Origin of the sequence: Roseobacter sp. HKCC-CH-9351, from assembly GCF_037830295.1 — a bacterium.
Lineage (GTDB): Bacteria > Pseudomonadota > Alphaproteobacteria > Rhodobacterales > Rhodobacteraceae > M30B80.
In genome coordinates this window covers 1,228,933-1,249,467 of sequence record NZ_JBBLYM010000001.1, presented here as the reverse complement: position 1 = coordinate 1,249,467, position 20,535 = coordinate 1,228,933, and the positions used below count along the sequence as shown (strand labels likewise).

Annotated in this window: 21 protein-coding genes; 11 read left to right on the top strand and 10 right to left on the bottom strand. The window is 56.3% G+C overall.

Going from position 1 to position 20,535, the window contains the following annotated elements; all coding sequences use genetic code 11:
• The 4 genes from AAC632_RS06370 to AAC632_RS06355 are packed head-to-tail and all read left to right on the top strand — an operon-like array spanning window position 1 to window position 4,971.
• Window positions 1–675, top strand: a complete 675-nt coding sequence (locus AAC632_RS06370; RefSeq protein ID WP_340297521.1) for a DnaA ATPase domain-containing protein — start codon at window positions 1–3, stop codon at window positions 673–675.
• A 52-nt stretch (window positions 676–727) separates the two neighbouring features.
• The gene (locus AAC632_RS06365) at window positions 728–2,905 is read left to right on the top strand and encodes an RNA degradosome polyphosphate kinase (protein WP_340297524.1); all 2,178 of its coding nucleotides are present in this window, start codon (window positions 728–730) and stop codon (window positions 2,903–2,905) included.
• A 33-nt stretch (window positions 2,906–2,938) separates the two neighbouring features.
• A complete protein-coding gene (locus tag AAC632_RS06360) occupies window positions 2,939–4,525 on the top strand; it encodes a Ppx/GppA family phosphatase (protein ID WP_340297527.1) in 1,587 nt (528 codons plus the stop codon).
• Entirely contained in the window at window positions 4,522–4,971 is a 450-nt protein-coding gene (locus AAC632_RS06355) for an NUDIX hydrolase (protein WP_340297529.1), read from the top strand. Before AAC632_RS06360 ends, AAC632_RS06355 begins: the two co-directional genes overlap by 4 nt.
• On the opposite strand, the gene AAC632_RS06350 is transcribed toward AAC632_RS06355, so the two are convergent.
• Genes AAC632_RS06350 through AAC632_RS06340 form a run of 3 tightly spaced genes read right to left on the bottom strand, consistent with a single transcriptional unit; the run spans window position 4,968 to window position 8,649 of the window.
• Window positions 4,968–5,837 carry a DMT family transporter gene (locus tag AAC632_RS06350; protein ID WP_340297530.1) on the bottom strand — a complete coding sequence of 290 codons (870 nt, stop codon included), beginning with the start codon at window positions 5,835–5,837 and terminating at the stop codon, window positions 4,968–4,970. The two genes, AAC632_RS06355 and AAC632_RS06350, sit on opposite strands and share 4 nt — an antisense overlap.
• Window positions 5,834–6,976 carry an alpha-D-ribose 1-methylphosphonate 5-triphosphate diphosphatase gene (locus tag AAC632_RS06345; RefSeq protein WP_340297532.1) on the bottom strand — a complete coding sequence of 381 codons (1,143 nt, stop codon included), beginning with the start codon at window positions 6,974–6,976 and terminating at the stop codon, window positions 5,834–5,836. The genes AAC632_RS06350 and AAC632_RS06345 overlap by 4 nt, the downstream gene beginning before the upstream one ends.
• A 5-nt stretch (window positions 6,977–6,981) precedes the next feature.
• On the bottom strand, window positions 6,982–8,649 hold the full coding sequence (locus tag AAC632_RS06340; RefSeq protein ID WP_340297534.1) for an NAD+ synthase: 1,668 nt from the start codon (window positions 8,647–8,649) through the stop codon (window positions 6,982–6,984).
• Window positions 8,650–8,822: 173 nt separating this feature from the next.
• On the opposite strand from AAC632_RS06340, the gene AAC632_RS06335 reads away from it, so the two are divergent.
• A complete protein-coding gene (locus AAC632_RS06335; RefSeq protein ID WP_445322646.1) occupies window positions 8,823–10,307 on the top strand; it encodes a 2-isopropylmalate synthase in 1,485 nt (494 codons plus the stop codon).
• A 2-nt stretch (window positions 10,308–10,309) separates the two neighbouring features.
• Here AAC632_RS06335 and AAC632_RS06330 read toward each other — a convergent pair whose 3' ends face one another.
• Entirely contained in the window at window positions 10,310–12,016 is a 1,707-nt protein-coding gene (locus AAC632_RS06330) for a bifunctional sulfate adenylyltransferase/adenylylsulfate kinase (RefSeq protein WP_340297538.1), read from the bottom strand.
• Window positions 12,017–12,226: 210 nt separating this feature from the next.
• Entirely contained in the window at window positions 12,227–13,192 is a 966-nt protein-coding gene (gene trxB / locus AAC632_RS06325) for a thioredoxin-disulfide reductase (RefSeq protein ID WP_340297540.1), read from the bottom strand.
• 245 nt (window positions 13,193–13,437) lie between these two features.
• Between trxB and AAC632_RS06320 the strand changes: the two genes are divergently transcribed.
• Window positions 13,438–13,938, top strand: a complete 501-nt coding sequence (locus AAC632_RS06320; protein ID WP_340243371.1) for an Lrp/AsnC family transcriptional regulator — start codon at window positions 13,438–13,440, stop codon at window positions 13,936–13,938.
• An 11-nt stretch (window positions 13,939–13,949) separates the two neighbouring features.
• On the opposite strand, the gene AAC632_RS06315 is transcribed toward AAC632_RS06320, so the two are convergent.
• The 4 genes from AAC632_RS06315 to lgt form a co-directional block, all read right to left on the bottom strand.
• Window positions 13,950–14,090 carry a hypothetical protein gene (locus AAC632_RS06315; RefSeq protein ID WP_340297542.1) on the bottom strand — a complete coding sequence of 47 codons (141 nt, stop codon included), beginning with the start codon at window positions 14,088–14,090 and terminating at the stop codon, window positions 13,950–13,952.
• Between the two features lie 128 nt (window positions 14,091–14,218).
• Window positions 14,219–14,995: a peptidoglycan editing factor PgeF gene (pgeF, locus tag AAC632_RS06310; protein WP_340261556.1), complete on the bottom strand. Its 777-nt coding sequence runs from the start codon at window positions 14,993–14,995 to the stop codon at window positions 14,219–14,221.
• A 1-nt stretch (window position 14,996) separates the two neighbouring features.
• Window positions 14,997–16,085, bottom strand: coding sequence for a class I SAM-dependent methyltransferase (locus tag AAC632_RS06305; RefSeq protein ID WP_340297543.1), 1,089 nt, complete (start codon window positions 16,083–16,085; stop codon window positions 14,997–14,999).
• The gene (gene lgt, locus AAC632_RS06300; protein ID WP_340297546.1) at window positions 16,085–17,011 is read right to left on the bottom strand and encodes a prolipoprotein diacylglyceryl transferase; all 927 of its coding nucleotides are present in this window, start codon (window positions 17,009–17,011) and stop codon (window positions 16,085–16,087) included. Before lgt ends, AAC632_RS06305 begins: the two co-directional genes overlap by 1 nt.
• A gap of 141 nt (window positions 17,012–17,152) precedes the next feature.
• Here lgt and AAC632_RS06295 point away from each other — a divergent pair, with 141 nt between their 5' ends.
• The 4 genes from AAC632_RS06295 (at window position 17,153) to AAC632_RS06280 (ending at window position 19,366) form a co-directional block, all read left to right on the top strand.
• Window positions 17,153–17,398, top strand: coding sequence for an accessory factor UbiK family protein (locus tag AAC632_RS06295; RefSeq protein WP_340261563.1), 246 nt, complete (start codon window positions 17,153–17,155; stop codon window positions 17,396–17,398).
• 280 nt (window positions 17,399–17,678) lie between these two features.
• Window positions 17,679–18,182: a type III secretion system chaperone family protein gene (locus AAC632_RS06290; RefSeq protein WP_317656260.1), complete on the top strand. Its 504-nt coding sequence runs from the start codon at window positions 17,679–17,681 to the stop codon at window positions 18,180–18,182.
• A gap of 30 nt (window positions 18,183–18,212) precedes the next feature.
• A complete protein-coding gene (proC, locus tag AAC632_RS06285; RefSeq protein ID WP_340297549.1) occupies window positions 18,213–19,025 on the top strand; it encodes a pyrroline-5-carboxylate reductase in 813 nt (270 codons plus the stop codon).
• Between the two features lie 5 nt (window positions 19,026–19,030).
• Window positions 19,031–19,366: a tRNA-binding protein gene (locus AAC632_RS06280; RefSeq protein ID WP_445322647.1), complete on the top strand. Its 336-nt coding sequence runs from the start codon at window positions 19,031–19,033 to the stop codon at window positions 19,364–19,366.
• On the opposite strand, the gene AAC632_RS06275 is transcribed toward AAC632_RS06280, so the two are convergent.
• A complete protein-coding gene (locus AAC632_RS06275) occupies window positions 19,358–19,948 on the bottom strand; it encodes a thymidine kinase (protein WP_340297552.1) in 591 nt (196 codons plus the stop codon). The two genes, AAC632_RS06280 and AAC632_RS06275, sit on opposite strands and share 9 nt — an antisense overlap.
• Window positions 19,949–20,181: 233 nt before the next feature.
• On the opposite strand from AAC632_RS06275, the gene AAC632_RS06270 reads away from it, so the two are divergent.
• Window positions 20,182–20,535 (top strand): YHS domain-containing (seleno)protein, encoded by a 354-nt coding sequence (locus tag AAC632_RS06270; RefSeq protein WP_340299898.1) that lies wholly within the window; start codon window positions 20,182–20,184, stop codon window positions 20,533–20,535.

Below are 20,535 nucleotides of genomic sequence, written 5' to 3'. Positions count from 1 at the left end.
ATGGCCAAACAGATGCAATTTGATCTGCCCTATCGCGCAGCTATGGGGCGGCAAGATTTCTTTCTTTCCCCCTGCAACGCGGTTGCGGTAGCAGGCATTGACGCATGGCACCATTGGCCCTTGTCAAAAATGATCTTGATCGGGCCTGAAGGCGCGGGAAAAACCCACCTCGCCCATGTGTTTGCGGCACAATCAGGGGCGCTGATCCACAACGCAACGGGGCTGCAAGAGGCAGACATCCCAAAACTCATGCAAGCCTGTGCTTTGGTGATTGAAGATTGCGACCAAATCGCAGGCGATGCTGCGCGTGAGGAAATTCTGTTTCACCTGCACAATGATGCAGCCACCCGTCAAGCACCACTCTTGCTGACCGCTCGCGACAAGCCAGAGGCCTGGGGCATCGCCCTGCCCGATCTTGATAGCCGCTTGCGTCAGACCGATCTGCTGCGCCTTGAGGCCCCAGATGATGCGGCCTTAATGGCGCTCACGATGAAACTGGCCCATGATCGCGGCATAAGCCTGCCTGCATCAGTCCTGCATTACGCGCTGCCCCGCATTGAGCGCAGTTTCAAAGCCGTGATCGATTTTGTGATAGAACTTGATCAACAAGCCCTTTCTGAAGGAAAATCCCCAAGCCTTTCGCATGCCCGTGCAATTCTTGGGATGGAGGGGTGAGCCAATTTTGACTGTCATTGAATTGTGATAGAGAGCCAGTAAAGACGCAGGCATGACACATTTTACAGATTTCCTGAATGCCCCCATGCCTGATCCCGTGACCCTTCCTGAGCGGGAGATCACGGGGCCTAGCCGCTATTTTAACCGCGAATTGAGTTGGTTGGCCTTCAATTGGCGCGTTTTGGATGAGGCGGAAAATCCACGTGTTCCCCTGCTTGAGCGGGTGCGCTTTGTGTCAATCTCGGCAAGCAATCTGGACGAGTTCTACACTGTGCGCGTGGCAGGTTTGCGCGAATTGGCCCATAGTGGCAACACAACCCCAGCTGACGATGGGCGCACCCCGCTTGAACAGCTCAAGCTCATCAACGCGGATGCGCGCAAATTGATGACCTATCAACAACAGGTGTGGCGCAAGCTGAAATCCAAATTAGAGGCCGAAAAGATCACGGTCTGCACCCGCGCCAATCTCAAGGCACGCGACAAGGCAGATCTTGAGGAGATTTTCATCCGCCGCGTCTTTCCAATCTTATCGCCCTTGGCGATTGACCCCGCGCATCCGTTTCCCTTCATCCCAAACGAGGGGTTTGCCCTTGCCCTCCAGATGAAGCGTAGCAAAGATGGGCGGATGTTATCGGCGTTGCTGCCAATCCCTGCGCAAATTGATCGTTTCATTCGACTGCCCGCCGCAGAAGGCCAAGCACGGTTCTTGCCCCTTGAAGAGCTGCTGCTGCTGCATCTTGGCAAATTATTTCCTGGCTATGAGTTGACAGGTTCCTGCACATTCCGCGTCCTGCGCGACAGCGATTTGGAGGTTGAGGAAGAAGCCGAAGATTTGGTGCGTGAATTTGAAACCGCCCTCAAACGCCGCCGCCGTGGCGAAGTGGTGCGCCTTCAAATCAGCGCGGGCGCGCCCGAAGATCTGCGCGATGAGATCATCGACCAATTGGGCGTGGATGACACTGAGATTGTTGAAGTGCGCGGCATGATTGGCCTTGTTCATCTCAAGGAGTTGGTGATTGACGAGCGGCCCGATTTGCTGTGGCCCGCCTTTGCCCCGCGCGTGCCAGAACGGGTGCAGGATTTTGAAGGCGATATGTTCGCCGCAATCCGCCAAAAAGATATGCTTTTGCATCACCCCTATGAAACCTTTGACATGGTAATCCGCTTCCTCGCGCAGGCCGCGCGCGACCCGAATGTTGTGGCGATCAAACAGACGCTGTATCGCACCTCAAATGAAAGCCCGATTGTGGCGGCCCTGTGTGAAGCGGCGGAAAACGGCAAGTCAGTTACGGCCCTTGTCGAGTTGAAAGCCCGTTTTGACGAGGCCGCCAATATTCGGCAGTCACGCAAACTCGAGCGCGCAGGCGCCCATGTGATCTATGGCTTCATCAACTATAAAACCCATGCCAAGATCAGCTCGGTTGTGCGCCGTGAGGGTGACCGATTGGTGACCTATACCCATTATGGGACAGGCAATTATCACCCGATCACGGCGCGGATTTACACTGACCTTAGCCTCTTTACCTGTGATGATTCTTTGGGGCGCGATGCGGTCAAAGTGTTTAATTATGTAGGCGGCTATGCCGAACCTGAGGGACTGGAAAACCTGTCCATCTCGCCCATCAACCTAAAATCGCGCATCTTAGAGGAAATCGATGCCGAGATTGCCCATGCAAAAGCGGGTCGCCCTGCGATGATGTGGGCCAAGATGAACAGTCTCATCGACCCCGATGTGATTGACGCGCTGTATCGCGCATCTCAGGCAGGGGTGCGAATTGATCTGGTGCTGCGCGGCATTTGCGGCTTGCGTCCCAATATCAAAGGGCTGTCTGAAAATATCCGCGTCAAATCTATCGTGGGTCGCTTTCTAGAACATTCCCGTATCGTTTGCTTTGGAAATGGGGCGGGGCTGCCTTCGAAAAAGGCACGGGTCTATATTTCTTCTGCTGACTGGATGGGCCGCAATCTCGGTCGCCGCGTAGAGACTTTGGTCGAATGTAAAAACCCGACTGTAAAGGCGCAGATTGTCAGCCAAATTATGGCGGCGAATATGGCAGATGTCGCGCAATCTTGGATGTTGCAGCCCGATGGAAGTTTCCTGCGCCCTGACCTCAGCGTGATTGACCAACCCTTCAATTGTCACCGCTTTTTTATGGAAAACCCATCCCTTTCAGGGCGGGGGTCTGCGGGGGCAAATGATGTGCCCGAATTGACCCATACAGAAGATTGACGCAAGACCACGCTTTGTGAAACAACCAATTCCATGAGTATCGTGGTGCCCGCTGAGAAATCCGAATTGGTGGTTGAGGATCATCCTGAATGGGGGCCTTTCGGCGCGCCTCTTTTTGATGCCGATCATGCCCGTTCGCTCTCGCGGGTGGGGGTTATCGACATCGGCTCAAACTCTGTGAGGATGGTGGTGTTTGATGGGGCCGCCCGCAGCCCTGCCTATTTCTACAATGAAAAAATTCTCTGTGGTTTAGGGGAAGGCTTTGCAGAAACGGGGCGCTTGAACCCAGAAGGCCGCCAACGCGCCCTGGTCGCGCTGCGCCGCTTTGCCACGCTGTGCAAGGGCATGGGGGTGGCACCTCTTTTGACTGTGGCCACTGCGGCGGTGCGCGATGCTCAAGATGGCGCGGACTTCCGCAAAGATGTGCTCGATCAAACAGGCCTCGCGATCCGCATCGTAACAGGCGAAGAGGAGGCCCGTCTTTCTGCACAGGGCGTTCTCTTAGGATGGCCCGGGGCCTATGGGTTGATCTGCGATATTGGTGGCTCATCAATGGAATTGGCCGCCCTTGAAGGCGGCGGCAGCATCGGGCGGCGCAGATCGGTGGATCTTGGGCCGCTGAAGCTGATGGGGATCACAGGCGGCAAACGCGCAATCAAGGCGCATATCAAAGCACGCATTGCTGATCTCAAGGCTGAATTTCCCGAAGATCACCAAAGGCTGTTCTTAGTCGGCGGATCATGGCGCGCTATCGCGCGGGTCGATATGGAGCGGCGCGGCTACCCGCTTAAGGTTTTGCATGAATATCGCATGACACCAAAGGCCATTCTTGAAACAATTAAATATATTGCCAAGACCGACATCGAAACGCTGCGCGCACAGACAGGCACCAGTCTTGAACGTCTGCGCCTTGTGCCCCTTGCGGCGATCGTGCTGAAGGAATTGCTGCGGCAGTTGAAACCACGCGATGTGGCCATCTCAAGCTATGGCATCCGCGAAGGTCTGCTCTATGAACAAATGTCCGAAGAGCTGCGCCAACGCGACCCGCTGATCGAGGCCGCCCGCCACGCCGAGGCCATGTCAGCCCGCATTCCAGGGTTTGGGCGCAAACTATATCATTTTGTTGAGCCGCTTTTTCCACAGGCAAAGCCTGCAAAAAAGCGACTGATCCGTGCGGCGTGCTTGCTGCATGATGTCTCATGGCGCGCACATCCCGACTATCGGGCCGAGACATGTTTTGACAATGCAACGCGCGCCAATTTGGGCGGGCTCGCCCATTGGGAACGCGTCTATTTGGGTCTTGCCCTATTGCATCGGTATAAATCGAACCGCGAGGCGACACATTTTGACACCAATCTCTTGACCCTTTTGCGCGAGGTGGAAGTGCAAGAGGCCGAGATTTTGGGGGGCGCCATGCGCTTTGGGGCGATGCTTACCTTGGAAAAACCGCTGGATCATTGCTATCTCGAAGTGAACAGGCGGCGCAAAAAATTGATCCTACATTTGCTCAGTGATGCAGCGGATGATCTGTTTGGCGAGGTCGCCCAAGCGCGTTTCGGGGCTTTGGCCTTGTCTATGGGTCTTACGCCCGCCGTCACCGATGAGCGCAGCAGCCGATGATCCGCGCCAAACCCCGTTTGGCCGTGCGCGGCCTGTTGGTGTTGGCAGACAAGCTGTTGCTTGTGAATGCCTATAAGGGGCGTGAAGGGGCGCTTTATTGCGCCCCGGGCGGTGGGGTTGAGGCAGGCCAATCCCTTCCCGAAAACCTGCAGCGCGAATTTCACGAAGAAACGGGGCTGACAGTTGAGGTAGCTGCGCCCTGCTTGGTCAACGAGTTCCACGACCCTCAAGGCACATTTCATCAGGTCGACATTTATTTTCATGTGACCCATATCGCAGGCAATCTTACGGGAGAGTGGCGCGATCCTGAGGGTGTGGTGAGCGAAAGGCGCTGGGTGACGCGCGCAGAGCTTGCGACCCTACAGGTGAAACCTGATAGCCTTGCACGCGTTGCATGGGATGGCGAGATCATGATCTATGACGCGCTAGAGCCAATTCTGCGCTAAGACGCTTTATGCGTGCCCGTCAGACCATAGGCCACGCCACCAATGACCACGAGGCTTGCAGCGATCAAATGCAGCGTCAAAACCTCGTCCAACAGCAGCACACCGCCCAAAATTGCCAAAGGCGGAACACTGAGCTGCGCAAGCCCTGCGCGGGCGGCACCCAGATGCGGCAAGATCGTGTACCACAGCGCATAGCCCATTCCCGAAGTCACCGCACCTGACAGGATCGCCAAACCCCGCCCCGTTGCATCGGCAGTCTGAACTTTGGGAAGGGGAAACAAGAACAGGGCCAAGGCACAAAGGCCAAAGGCAATCCAAAAATTCACGGCTGTTTCAGGGATCGGGTCGCGGGCCTTTCGCCCCAAAAGCGAATAGCCCCCCCATCCTAACCCTGCGACCGCAATTGCGGTGACCGCATCTAGCGGCAAAGTGATCTGCCCTTCTGGCAGAAGCAACCAAACCAACCCCGCAAGCGCGACAGCCGCGCCCCCCAAGCGGCGGGGTGACACCCCCTCCCCCAAAAGGAGCGATCCTGAAAACATGGTCAATTGCACCGCGCCAAAGAGCAGCAAAGTGCCCAAGCCCGCATCCAATTTCAAATAGGCCAATGAAAAGCCCAACATATAGGTCGCAAGGCAAAACCCGCCCGCAAGACGCATCTTGGGATTGGCGCGCGCAATCGTCAGAAACTTCCGCCCGCATAAAATCACACTCAGGCCAAGCAGCGTCACAGCGCCCGCAGCCACACGCCAAATTGCGAAATCCCCAACGCTGATATGCCCTCCCGCCACGGCCATACGGTTCAGCACAGAATTGGCAGCAAAAGCAATCAAGGTCAGAAAGGCCGCGAGGATCAACCGCGTCATGACAACAGCCTTTGCACAATATCCCCGCGCGCATAGGCAATCTGCCCGCCCGCGATTGTGGCGGCCACCGCATGGCTTTTGGCATCTAGGATGACAAAATCGGCGCGCTTGGCCGTGGCAATCACACCACGATCCTCCAAACCCAAAAGCCGCGCAGGGCCAGAGGACACGAGCGCCCAAGCCTCTGTCAAATCCATTCCCCCTTGCCACAAAGTCAGCGCGGCGCGCAGCAAAGCAGGGTAGTGGTAATCTGACGCCAAAGCATCGACCAAACCCGCTTCGACCAAAAGCCGCGCAGAGACCTTGCCCGCATGCGACCCGCCACGCAGAACATTGGGCGCCCCCATCACTACGCCATGGCCTTCTGTGCGCGCGGCCTTTGCAGCTTCGACTGTTTCAGGAAATTCCGCCAAGCTGACCCCAATCTCCGAGAATTGCGCATGGGCGGCGGGGGTTGCGTCATCATGGCTGCCCATCACCACCCCAAGTTCAGAAAGGCGTCCCGCCAGATCACGCAATGCAGGCATCACTTCGGGCTTTCGGGCATGGAGGCTGCGCAGAAACGCGAGGTGCGCCTCGGGCGAGCGGCCTGCCTTAAGCGCCTGCCCCGTCAAACGCGGCGGGCGTTTTCCCGCCGCTAAGGCCTCATGCGGCAGATGATCATTTAACACCACGCAAGCGATTTGGTAATCGCGCACCAAGTCTAAAATTGCGGCGTAATGGTCAACCATATTCATCTCAACGCGCAATTGCAGACGCAAATCACAGATCAAGCCCTGCGCATCTTGCAAGGCGCGGGCCATGGCGGCGGCGAAATCGGGGCCGCGCATCCCCCCTTCCCAAGAGTAGAATTGTGCAAGCATGGCTGTCGTTATCCCATTGGCCGCCAACTCCGCCTCGATGGGACGTATCCCCTCGCGCGGGTCAACAACAGCCCCACGGCGGGGCGCAACATGGCGTTCGAACCCATCGCCATGGAAATCGACCAATCCCGGCAAGATGATATAGCCAGATAGATCAATACAGCGCGAGCCTTGATCTTGGGTGATGACCCCCTCCGCCATGCTCACAGGGCGCGGCGCAAGCCCCTCAGGGCCCAAGACCTCAGCCCCCATTAGCGTTAGGTTCAGACCCAGCATGCGCCCTATCCCGCAGATGGATCGCGCCAGCGATTGACGATTGGATAGCGCCGATCCAACCAGAATGCGCGGGACGTCAGCCGCGCCCCCGGTGCGGATTGAAAGCGCTTATATTCCGAAATGTAGATCAGATGCTCAATCCGCTTGACTGTCGCGATATCAAACCCTTGTGCAACCAAATCTGCAACGCTTGCCTCATGATCTATCAGCCCCTCAAGGATGGCATCCAAAACCTCATATGGCGGCAAGCTATCCTCGTCTTTTTGATCATCGCGCAGTTCAGCCGATGGCGGCTTTTCAATCACCGACACAGGCATCACAGGCCCATCTGGCCCTTTCATCCAAGCGCGGTGGTTGGCATTGCGCCAATGGCATGTTGCAAAGACGCGCGTTTTATAAAGGTCTTTGATCGGGTTATAGCCCCCTGCCATGTCGCCATAGATGGTGGCATAACCTACCGCGACCTCGGATTTATTACCTGTGGTCAACAACATTTCGCCAAATTTATTCGACAACGCCATCAGAAGAACCCCGCGCAAACGGGATTGGATGTTTTCCTCGGTCAAATCTGGATCGCGGCCTGCAAAGAGCGGGGCAAGCGTAGCCTCAACCGCCTCTTTCGGGGCCTCAATCGGCAAACTGTCAAGCGTGACCCCAAGCATCTGGGCCACATCGCGGGCATCATCAAGCGAAGCCTGCGAGGTATAGCGCGAAGGCAGCATCACGCAATGCACGTTTTCAGGGCCAATGGCATCGGCGGCAATGGCCGCAACCAAGGCCGAATCCACCCCGCCCGACAGACCCAAAACCGCGCGAGAAAACCCTGCCTTGGCCATGTAATCACGCAGACCCAAAACCATCGCGTGGTAATTCGCCTCGATGTCATCGGGCAAGCAGGTCAGGTCAGTCTTGTCAATCTGCCAGCCCTCAGCCCCCTCTCGAAGTGTCAGATGGGTCATGCCTTCTTCAAAGGCGGGCATCTGCGCCACCAAGGCCCCGCCTTGGTTCAAGGCGAAACTGGCACCATCAAAAATCTGATCATCTTGTCCACCGACAAGGTTCAAATAGATCAATGGCAGGCCCGTCTCGATCACGCGCGCGACCATATGGGTCTGCCGCAATCCCATCTTGCCGCAATGATAGGGCGAGCCATTGGTGACAAGCAAAACCTCTGATCCTGCTTCGGCGAGCGTCTCGGTAATGTCCTCATGCCACGCATCTTCACAAATCGGGATACCGATCCGCACAGGGCCAATGCGCACGGGGCCAGACGGATTGCCTGACTTGAAATACCGCTTTTCGTCAAAAACGCTGTCATTAGGCAAATGATGTTTATTGATCCGCGCAATCTGCACGCCGCCTTGCAAAATGACATAGGCGTTGTTGATACCCCCGCCTTCGGCAGGCAAAGGCAGACCAATCCCACAGGCAGGGCCATCCTTGGTGGCCTCTGCCAAATCTTCCAAGGCCTGCACGACTGAGGCCAAGAAAGCGGGCCGCGTGACAAGGTCTTGCAACTGATAGCCCGTCAACGCCATTTCGGGGAACACCACCAAATCAGCCCCCGCATCCCGCGCTTTGGCCCAATAAGCCAAGACCTTTTGTGCATTGCCTGCGAGGTCACCGACTGTGGGGTTAATCTGCGCAACACTCAAACAAAACCGAGACGCCATTTAGCTGTGCCTTCCCTACTCACTCACCCGAGGTTCTAGCAGATCAAACCCTCAGGCCAAGGCCATTGCGCATATTGATCGCACCAAAAGGCGCAAAAGACGTTGCGAGATGAGGCGGGCTTCAATAGTTTCTTTTACAAGGCCAGAGTAAGCAGATGGGACATTTGCTAAATATGCGAAACAAAATGCGCCCCTTGGAAAGGACAGCACAGGCAGCTTTGCTTGGTCTTTTTTTTGGATTGGCGCCGCAGAGCGGGCTTGCCCAAGAGGGCGAAATCATCCGTGACGAACAGCAATATGACAATGGCGCGATCTATCGCGGGCAATTCCGCAACGGGCTACAACACGGGACGGGCACCTATACTTTGCCCAATGGGTATGAATATACGGGGCAGTGGGTTGATGGCCAAATTATGGGCGAAGGCCGCGCAACCTTTCCTGATGGGTCGGTCTATGAAGGTGCGTTTGTGGCGGGCAAACCCAATGGCCAAGGCAAGATCACCTTTGTCGATGGATCAACCTATACAGGCACTTGGGCAGACGGCCTCATGTCAGGCGAAGGGCGCGCCTTTTATTCCAACGGACTGACCTATACGGGCAGCTTTGTCGTGGGCCTTCAAGAGGGACAGGGACGGCTGTCCAACACCGATGGTTTTGTCTATGAAGGTGGGTGGCAATCGGGCCAGAAGCATGGCCAAGGAAGCCTCACTTTCCCAGATGGCTCAACATATGTGGGGGAATTTCTCAACGACATGCGCCACGGCGCAGGACGGTTGGAAACCTCGGATGGCATGGTGTTTGAGGGCGCATGGGAAAATGATCAGATCAACGGTCAAGGCAGCCTGACCCAACCCAATGGCGATATCTATGAGGGCGGTTTAGTCAATGGCGCGCGCCAAGGCCAAGCCGTGGTGCGCTATGCGAATGGCGATTTCTATGAGGGCGAATTTCTCAATGACCGCCGCCATGGCCAAGGTCGTTTCACAGGGCATCAGGGGCTTGTTTATGAAGGCGAATGGGTCGAAGGGCGCATTGAGGGGCAAGGCGTGATGACCTACCCAGATGGGGTGGTCTATGCTGGCGGATTTGAAAATGATTTGGCCCATGGGACGGGAACCATAACCTATCCTGACGGCACCAAATACGAGGGCGATTGGGTCGCGGGGGCGATGCAAGGCTTTGGCCTTGCGGAATATGCCGATGGGTTGCGCTATGAGGGCCAGTTCCTCAATGGGCGCCAACACGGCCAAGGGGTAATGACCTCAACCAACGGCTATCGCTACGAGGGCGGATGGAACGCAGGCCTGCGCGAGGGGGAAGGGATCACAACCTATCCTGATGGCAGCAGCTATCGTGGGCAATTCGTAGGCGGGGCGCGCGAAGGCATAGGCCGCCTCGAGATGGCCGATGGGTTTACCTATGAGGGCGCTTGGCGCGCAGGTGAAATCACAGGCCAAGGCGTGGCGCGCTATCGCTCGGGCGATGTTTATGAAGGGACGTTCGAAAACGGAACCCGCCAAGGTCAAGGGCGACTGACCTACGCCACGGGCCAAGTGGTAGAAGGACTGTGGGAAAACGGCCAATTAGTGGGCGCGGGGGCGGCGGATTTGCCACCTGCCCCCGAAACCCCTGATGTCAGCGAACCGCAATCGCAGTAAAATCAGGCTGCAATCAGCCCCATGCTTTCGAGTTTCAACAGCACCTGCTGCGCGCAGTAATCCACCTCCGTGCCTTCGGTATCGACCACCAATTCTGCAGCGGTTGGGGCCTCGTAAGGATCAGAAATCCCCGTGAATTCCTTGATTTTGCCCTCGCGCGCCAATTTATAGAGACCCTTGCGGTCACGGCGCTCGCATTCTTCAAGGCTGGTGGCCACATGCACCTCAACAAAAGCGCCAAAGCTTTCGACCATCTCGCGTACCGAGCGGCGGGTCGCTGTATAAGGCGCGATGGGGGCGCAAATGGCGATCCCGCCATTCTTCGTGATCTCCGAAGCGACATAGCCAATGCGGCGAATATTGATATCGCGGTGTTCCTTGCTGAACCCCAATTCCGAGGAGAGATGCTTGCGCACCACATCCCCATCAAGCAGCGTCACAGGACGGCCGCCCATTTCCATCAGCTTGACCATCAGGGCATTCGCAATGGTCGATTTGCCCGAGCCTGAAAGCCCCGTGAAAAACACTGTAAAGCCCTGCTTGCTACGCGGTGGAGAGGTGCGGCGCAATTCCTTAACCACCTCAGGGAAGGAGAACCATTCGGGAATTTCCAACCCCTCGCGCAGGCGGCGGCGCAGTTCCGTGCCCGAAATATCCAGAACCGTATCGCCCTCTAGCACCTCATTTGCGGGGTAATATTGGGCCTTTTCTTGCACATAGACCATGTGCTTGAAATCCACCATCTCAAGGCCAATTTCATCTTGGTGCTTCTTGAACAGCTCCTGCGCGTCATAGGGGCCATAGAAATCTTCGCCGTTTGAATTCTTTCCTGGCCCCGCGTGATCGCGCCCCACGATGAAATGGGTGCAGCCATGATTGGCGCGGATCAAGCCGTGCCAAACCGCCTCGCGCGGGCCAGCCATGCGCATGGCAAGGTTCAGCAAGCTCATGGTTGTGGTTGCGGCAGGGTATTTATCAAGCACCGCCTCGTAACAGCGCACACGGGTAAAGTGATCCACATCGCCGGGCTTGGTCATGCCAACCACAGGATGGATTAATAGGTTTGCCTGTGCCTCTTTGGCGGCGCGGAAGGTCAATTCCTGATGCGCGCGGTGCAGCGGGTTGCGGGTTTGGAAGGCAACAATCCGCTTCCACCCCAATTTGCGGAAATAGGCCCGCATCTCGTTGGGCGTATCACGGCGTGCGCGGAAATCGTAATGCACGGGCTGTTGGATGCCCGTAATCGCCCCGCCCAAATAAACGGGGCCTGCCACATGATGCAGATAGTTCACTGCAGGATGGGCCAGATCATCTGCGGCATACACCTTTTCTGCCTCGCGCGCCTTATTGGGCACCCATTTGTCAGAGATAGAGAGGATCGCAAGGATCACCCCCTCTTGATCGCGAAGTGCGATATCTTGGCCTGTCTCGACCTTGGCGGCGAAATCCTCGGAAATATCAAGCGTGATCGGCATCGGCCAAAGCGTGCCATCGGCCAGACGCATGGTCTCAACCACGCTATCATAATCCTCCTGCCCCAAAAACCCTTTGAGCGGGTTGAACCCACCATTCATCAGCAATTCCAAATCGCAGATTTGGCGCGGGGTCAGATCCCATGAAACCAACTCCGCCGCCTCAAGCTTTAGCTTCTGCGCGGAGTCGTAAGAGACATAAAGTTCAGGGATCGGGGCGTGAAATTGGGCAGCCATCAAGTTTACTTTCCAACAAGGGTCAAAACATTAGGGGCCGCAAGAAAACGACACGGCCCCGCATTCAGCGCCGCCATAGATCCCGAATGTGGCGAAATTCAAGCAAAGCTGTCTTTTTCAAAGAAAAAAGAAACAGCGTGATTGCCGATCCACCACAAACGAAATGGCGGTGCTGAAAAATTGGCAATCACGCAACCCCTGTTCCTAGCCCTATTCGGCGGCTTTCACATCACCTGCCGCTTGTTCCGCCAACCATCGCTCGGCATCCAAAGCGGCCATACAGCCCATGCCCGCGCTTGTAACCGCTTGGCGATAGGTGTGGTCGGTCAAATCCCCCGCCGCGAAAATGCCAGGGATCGAGGTGCGGGTCGTGCCAGGTTCAACCCAAACATAACCGCCCGAATGCAGCTCAAGCTGATCCTTGATCAAATCGCTGGCAGGTGCATGGCCAATGGCCACAAAAAACCCTTTGCAAGGCACTTCGGTGATGGCGCCTGTCTCGACATGGCGCGCTTTGACCGCCTCAACACCACGGGGGGCATCTGTGCCGACCACCTCATCCACCTCGTGGTTCCAGATCACCTCGATTTTCGGATTTTTAAAAAGGCGATCTTGCATGATCTTTTCCGCACGCAGGCTATCGCGGCGGTGGATCAATGTGACCTTTGAGGCGAAATTGGTGAGAAACAGCGCCTCCTCAACGGCTGTATTGCCGCCACCGATAACCACCACCTCTTGCCCGCGATAGAAGAACCCATCACAGGTGGCACAAGCCGACACGCCAAAGCCCTTGAAATGCTCTTCAGAGGGCAAGCCCAACCACCGCGCCTGCGCGCCTGTCGCCAGAACCACCGCATCGGCCGTATATGTTGTGCCTGTATCGCCCGAAGCACGGAATGGGCGCTGCGACAAATCGAGATCAGAAATATGATCCGAGATGATCTCCGCCCCCATCTCGCGGGCGTGGTTCTCCATCCGCACCATTAGATCAGGCCCCATGACGGAGGCATCACCCGGCCAGTTTTCAACATCCGTTGTGATGGTCAACTGTCCGCCCGGTTGGATGCCTTGCACCAAAATCGGCTCGAGCATAGCACGGCTGGCGTAGACTGCCGCCGTATAGCCAGCAGGGCCAGAGCCAATAATCAAAAGACGGGTATGGCGGGTTGCACTCATGAGATGGATCCTTCATTAAACCTGTCACGCGCCGCCATCGCAGCATGGGCAATGACACCCGAACGACACAGCGCAGCACTTATCTTGATCCTGATATAACCACCGATCGCCCGCGATGAAAGCCCCGCCTAAGCCTTGCAAAGCGGCGCTCAATATTCCATATATTGCGCGGGTGCGAAATAAAATTGCGTATTTCTGGCATTATCGCTCAGGATCGCAAAGTCGCGAGCGAGAGGATAACAATAATGCCAACGACCAAACTCGATCCGATTGACCGCAAGATTCTTGCGGAACTGCAAAGTGACGGGCGGATGACCAATGTGGAATTGGCCAAACGCGTTGGGATTTCTGCACCCCCTTGCCTACGGCGCGTGCGCACTTTGGAGGAGTCGGGCTATATCCGCGGCTATCACGCAGATGTCGATGCGCGGATGCTTGGTTTCGAAGTTCAGGTTTTCGCCATGGTGGGCCTGCACAGTCAGGCCGAGGCTGATTTGGTCGCCTTTGAAAACCGCTGTGCCGAGTGGCCCCTCGTGCGCGAATGTCATATGCTGAACGGCGAGATTGATTTCATCTTGAAATGCGTGGCGCCTGACCTGTCCACATTCCAAAGCTTCCTTACCGAACACCTAACCGCCGCCCCGAATGTTGCAAGCGTGCGTACATCGCTTGTCATTCGTGGGGCTAAGGATCAACCAGGCGTGCCCTTCGAAGTTCTCGAAGACCGACTGGCCAAGATGGATTAAGGCGAAGCGGATTATCCTGCCCGTTTCAAGCCAATTTCTGCACGATCTGTCATCGCTGGTCGCTGCACTTCGGTTTCATCGCGCATCCAAGGCATGCGTGGCGCCTCGTGCTTGGTCATCGCGATCACCGACTCCATCCAACGTGTTTTCATCTCAGACCCTCCAAAAAGATTCGCGCAACATTGCGCTTCGATGGGTCTAAAGTCGCGTCCAAATCTGTCAAAGATTGGACGAAATCCCGTCAGCTTGGGTAAAGAAAAAGGTGATTGCGCGGCAAAGCCTAAAGGCTAATAGCCGAAATCAGGCGCCCGTAATCCGCCTCGCCCCGATGTGTGGCACGGCGGTAGGAGAAGAACAGTTCTTCGTCACGATAGGTGCAATGCCCGCACCATTCTGCCTGCCCGATGCCCGCATTACGCAGGCGCGTTAATCCGTAGCTTGGTAAATCAAAGAGATATTTATCAGGTGCCGCCCCATTGATAAAAAACCGCGCAGACTGCGGATCATCATCTACGAATTCCTCAAAGAATTCTTGCCCGACCTCGTAATTCGCTTGGCTGATCGTAGGGCCAATCACCGCTTTGATTTTTTCGCGCACCGCCCCTTGTGCAACCATCAAGTCAATCGTGGCCTCAAGCACCCCTGCCCGCGCGCCCTTCCAACCCGCATGGGCAGCGCCGATCACGCCAGCCTCCGCTTCATGAAACAGGACGGGCTGACAATCGGCTGTGAGAATCGCAATGGCCAAATCCTTGCTGCAGGAAACCAGACCATCTGCCTCAGGGGTACCGCCGCCAATCGGGCCTTCAACCAAGACAACATCCGCGGAATGCGTTTGATACACCGTCACAAGGCAATCTTCCGCAACCCCCATCTCACGCGCCACGCGCGCGCGGTTGATTTCGACCAAATCTGATTGATCAGATGATCCCGCACCACAATTCAGACTGCTAAAAATACCGCTAGATGCACCACCCTTGCGTGTAAAAAAACCATGCTTTGCTGCCCCCAAAAGCGGCGATGTGATCGGGTCAATTGGAGCGAAATGCGCAGCCATCTCAAATATCCCTTATTTCAAGATCATCCAAACCTGGCAGGGCGGGCGCAGACTGTTGCGTAAGACCCAGCACTTTGAATAGCTGTCCCATTTCTTCGGGGTGGGTCAACCTACGATGCGCGGCAATATGTGATTGAAGCGCGTCACCGTGCAATTTTTGCGCAAGCGCCTGCGCCCGTGCGGTGATCCCAAGACGCTCAAGAAACAGACCTTGCGTCTGTAGCGGTGCCGCGCGGGCGGGTGCGGCACCGGCCGCCAAAGGCTGAAACGCCACATGGGCGGTCAGATCGGATGTGCCAATATCCACCAATGGATCGGCGTATCTGTGATCTTTGACGGCTTGAAAGGTGTCGCCTGCGCTGATCCAATCCCCGTAATCAATCAAAAGCGCCGCACCGCCATGCGCATCAATGCGCCGCCCGATATCTGATGCAATCGCCTCGGCCGCAGCATTAACCTCGACAATCGTACCCTCTGGCATGTCACCAAAACGGGCCGTTATCCAATCGGGCGCAATGACAGGGCCAAGCCCCCATATTAGCGCGCCCTGATCTGCACCGATTTGGCGTTCATGCCATCCATCACGCCCTTTTCGAAATTGCCGAATGGGCAAGGCATCAAAAAATTCATTCGCCACCAAATAAAGCGGCCCGTCAGGTAGGGTGGCAATAGTGTCGTGAAATTGCGGTTGATACTGTCCCAAAGCCTCTGCTTGGGCTGCGCGCATCAAGGGCGAGGCTTCGACCATGTGCAATCTGATCGTTTGGGTGAATTCGGGCAGCAGTTTTGCAGCGCGCAGAATATCGGCCATCAAGGTCCCGCGCCCGCCGCCAAGCTCGACCAAATTTACATCGGATGGTCTGCCTTGGTCAGACCAAACCTGCACCAACCACAACCCAATCATCTCGCCAAAGATTTGCGAGACTTCGGGTGCCGTCACAAAATCCCCGTCCCGACCAATAGCGGGTTTCTTCATGTAATACCCAAATTCAGGGTGAAGCAGCGCCTCGGTCATAAACTCGGCCACAGAAAGCGGGCCTGACTGCGCGATACGGCGCAACAGCCGATCCTGCGCGCGCCCTGCCCCCATTAGGCACCTGCCTTACGCCGCGCGACCTGCCGCGCGACCAAGATCACCACTAGCCCCACAATGACCATGGGCAATGACAAGATCTGCCCCATGCTCAGACCGATATCATCAGACAGCCACAGCGCATAACCGCGCGGGTGGTTCAGTAAGAACTGTGCATCAGGTTGGCGGAAATATTCGACAATGAACCGCCCCACCCCATAGCCTGCAAGAAACAGACCCGCCACTTGCCCTGGCACCCGCAACGCCCCTTGGCGATGGATCACATACAGGATCACAAGCCCCAAGATGAGCCCCTCAAGAAGCGCTTCGTAAAGCTGTGACGGGTGGCGCGCACAAACTTGCATGCCTGCATCCATCACAATCCCCACAGGGCCCGAACAGTCCTGTGCCGCGGCCCCGGGAAAGATCACGCCCCAAGGCGCATCGCTGGGTCGCCCCCATAGCTCGGCATTAATGAAATTGGCGCTGCGCCCCAGAAAGAGCGCAGGCGGGGTAGCCAAGGCTAACAGGTCGGCAAGGCTTGCTATGCTGACCTTGTGGACACGACAAAACCAAAGCCCCGCGATGACAACACCCAAAAAGCCACCATGAAAAGACATCCCCCCCTGCCAAACCTGCAAAATCTCGGCAGGGTTTTGCAGGTAATAGCTTGGCTGATAGAACAGCACATATCCAAGCCGCCCCCCAAGGATCACGCCCAAGACCATCCATGTCAAAAGCGGTTCTACAATCTCAGGGGACATCGGGGCGGTGGCATTTCTCCACAGCGTGGATTTGCGCAAATGCCGTCCGATCATCCATGCAGCGATGAGAAATCCAGCGATATAGGCCAGCGCATACCACCGCAGGGCAAAGTGAAACCCACCAAAATCAATTGAGAAGAGCGCAGGCGAGATATCTGGAAACGGTATCGCGTAAAACATAGCGGACCTTTTAGATGCGCGTGGGAACCCTTGTTGGATAGACCCCCATGCGGCGATGTCAACCTTGAAGCGGCGCGCCATTTACCCCATATCAAGGTCGAATGTATGAACGCGCCCCGCCGCGAGACAAGAGGACAGCCTATGCAAACCCGCAATAAGATGATGGATGACATCAGCCAATTGATGACCAACGCCATGGGTGTGGCCCAAGGCGCACGCGAGGAAGCGGAAAATGCGATGAAATCGCTGATGGATCGCTGGCTTGCGGATCGCGACTTTGTCACCCGCGAGGAATTTGATGCAGTACGCGCAATGGCCCAAAAAGCGCGCGAAGAAAATGAGGCGCTGTCTGCGCGGCTAAAGGCATTGGAAAAGAAAAAGAAATAAGCGCGGTCACAGCGCAGTTGAACAAGGGCGGGTTTGGCCAGACCAAACCCGCCCTATCTTTATGCACAGCCCCCAATTTATTGTGGATAGGATTAGGAAAACCGCAATTTCTGGGTGCGTCATCAAAATATTGCTTTACAGGTGAAGAAAGTAACCGCACCATATTTGGTATGGGGCCGCGCAAATCAGCCGACCCTTAGTGGAGTCACCCAGCCTTAGTGGGCAAATTGGGATTGAACCCAACGCCCGCGACAGGCTGCCAAGAATGAGGCCTAGGGCAATGTCACTTTCCGAGCAGTATATGGATGTCGAAGACCTCCATCCCATAGATATCGTTGAAACACTTGCCACACGGCATGAATGGGATTTCGACCGTGTTGCCGATGATCAAATCGCAATGGCCCTTGAAGGTCAGTGGCGCACCTATTCGGTGACGCTGGCATGGTCGAGCTATGACGAAACGCTGCGGATGATCTGCACCTTCGACATGGATCCACCCGCCGAATCTATGGGCAAGCTTTACGAGACATTGAACCTTGCAAATGACAAATGCTGGGCGGGCGCGTTCAGCTTCTGGGCCGAGCAAAAGATGATGGTCTATCGCTACGGCTTGGTTCTCGCAGGGGATCAACTGGCAAGCCCTGAGCAGATTGCCTGCATGGTTGAAACCGCCATTTTGGCAAGCGAACGCTATTACCCCGCCTTCCAATTGGCCTGTTGGGGCAGCCAATCACCGAGCGAAGCAATCCAAGTGGCCATTGCCGAAGGGTTTGGTCGCGCCTAACCTGCTGCAAACCGCAACAGGGGATGAGTGATGACGTATGACGATATTGCCGCGCGCGGCATGGTGATTTTCGGCTGTGGGAAAATGGGCTCTGCAATGTTGGCAGGGTGGCTTGCACGAGGAATACCATCTGCCTGCGTGACCGTAATTGACCCGCACCCCTCTGATTGGCTCAAGGCTGCGGGGGTAAATATTAACACGCCCCTGCCCGCAAATGCCGCTGTGGCCATTATCGCGGTAAAACCGCAGATGATGGGCGAAGCTTTACCCAATCTTGCGGCGCATATGGGCCGTGAGACATTGGTGATCTCTGTGGCGGCAGGCACACCAATCGCCAGATTTGAAGCCGAATTTGGCGCATCCACCAAAATTATCCGCGCCATGCCCAACACCCCCGCCGCAATCGGGCGAGGGATCACCGCGCTTATTGGCAACGGGCAATGCAGCCAAGCCGATCTTGCGCTTGGCGAAACCCTGTTATCTGCCGTCGGTCAGGTGGTGCGTCTTGAAACGGAAGATCAGATTGACGCTGTGACAGGCGTCTCGGGCTCTGGCCCTGCCTATGTCTTCTATATGATTGACTGTCTCGCTGCTGCCGCGCGCGCCGAAGGCCTGCCTGAAGCGATGGCGATGGAATTGGCAAAGGCCACAGTCGCGGGCGCAGGGGCCTTGGCCCGAGAGGCCAGCGAAAGCCCAGAACAATTGCGCATCAACGTGACATCGCCCAATGGCACCACGCAGGCGGGACTAGAGGTTTTGATGGATGAGGCAAGCGGCCTCACCCCCCTCATCCGCGAAACAGTCAAGGCTGCGGCGGCGCGATCTCGCGCGCTGAAAGGATAAGCCTGATGGAAACCGATTTTGAAACATTCCTGAAGGTCGACATTCGCGTGGGGCGCGTCACCCGCGCCGAGCCCTTTCCCGAGGCCCGCAAACCTGCAATCAAGTTATGGGTGGATTATGGGCCAGAGATTGGGGTCAAAAAAAGCTCGGCCCAAATCACCGCGCATTATGCGCCCGAGGCATTGGTGGGCAAGCTTGTTATGGGCGTGGTGAATTTCCCACCCCGCCAGATCGGCCCCTTCATGTCCGAGGCACTTGTGCTTGGATTTCATGATGCGGGCGGGGATGTGGTTTTGGCCGTGCCCGACAAGGATACGCCCCTTGGAGCGCGACTATGTTGACGGGCTATCGCCGACCGCTTCGCGCCAGTGACGGCGGCACAAGCTGACATAGGTTTCATTGCCGCCGATTTGCACCTGCTCTCCCGATTTGGCAACGCTGCCATCAGGGGATTTTCGCACCACCATTGTGGCTTTGCGCCCGCAATGGCAAATCGTTCTGATCTCACGCAGATCATCCGCCAAGGCCAAAAGCGCGGCGGAGCCTTCGAATAATTCACCACGGAAATCAACGCGAAGGCCGTAGGTCATCACGGGCAGCCCCAAATCATCAGCCACGCGCGCCAATTCCCAGACCTGTGCCTTAGTGAGGAACTGCGCTTCATCCAGAAAGACGCAATCAATCGGCTGCGCTCTGTGCGCTGTCTCGATAAGCGCGAACAAGTCCGTATCAGGGGCAAAGGTTACGGCCTCTTTCGACAGCCCAATGCGGCTTGCAATACGGCCTTGGCCTGCGCGCGTATCGTGATGCGCCGTCAGCAGAAATGGGGTCTGGCCGCGTTCGCTATAATTATGAGCTGCTTGCAAAAGCAAGGTCGACTTGCCCGCATTCATAGTCGAAAAATTGAAATATAGCTTGGCCATGGCGCGCCCTGTTGTTCTTTTGTCGCCATATGCCAATAGATGCGCCCACCTTGCAAGCGCGCCCTCTCACACGAAGTTCAAAACCCGTGATCTAAAAACAGGCTATACCCAAGCCCAGTTTTGCAACAGGAGCACCCACCATGATCACCCGCCGCGCAGTCATAAAGTCAAGCTTAGCACTGCCGCTCGTCACACAGCCTCTGCTTGCTCAGGCAGTCTTCCAACGTGATAGCATGGCTTTGCGGGGATATGATCCTGTGGCCTATTTCACCAATGGCGCCGCCACCAAAGGTGCGGCAGACTTCGCCGCGCACTGGGACAACGCCACATGGCATTTTGCATCAGCAGCCAACCGCGCGCAATTCTTGAACAGCCCCGAAGCCTTTGCCCCGCAATATGGGGGCTATTGCGCTTGGGCCGTATCGCAAGGTTACACGGCCCCGATTGACCCTGGTGTATGGCGCATCGTTGACGGGAAATTATACCTCAACGCCAACCGGCGCATTCGACGCCGCTGGGAACAGGATCTCGGGGGACATATTGCCCGCGCAGACGCCAATTGGCCAAACCTCCGCGCGGGCTTGTAA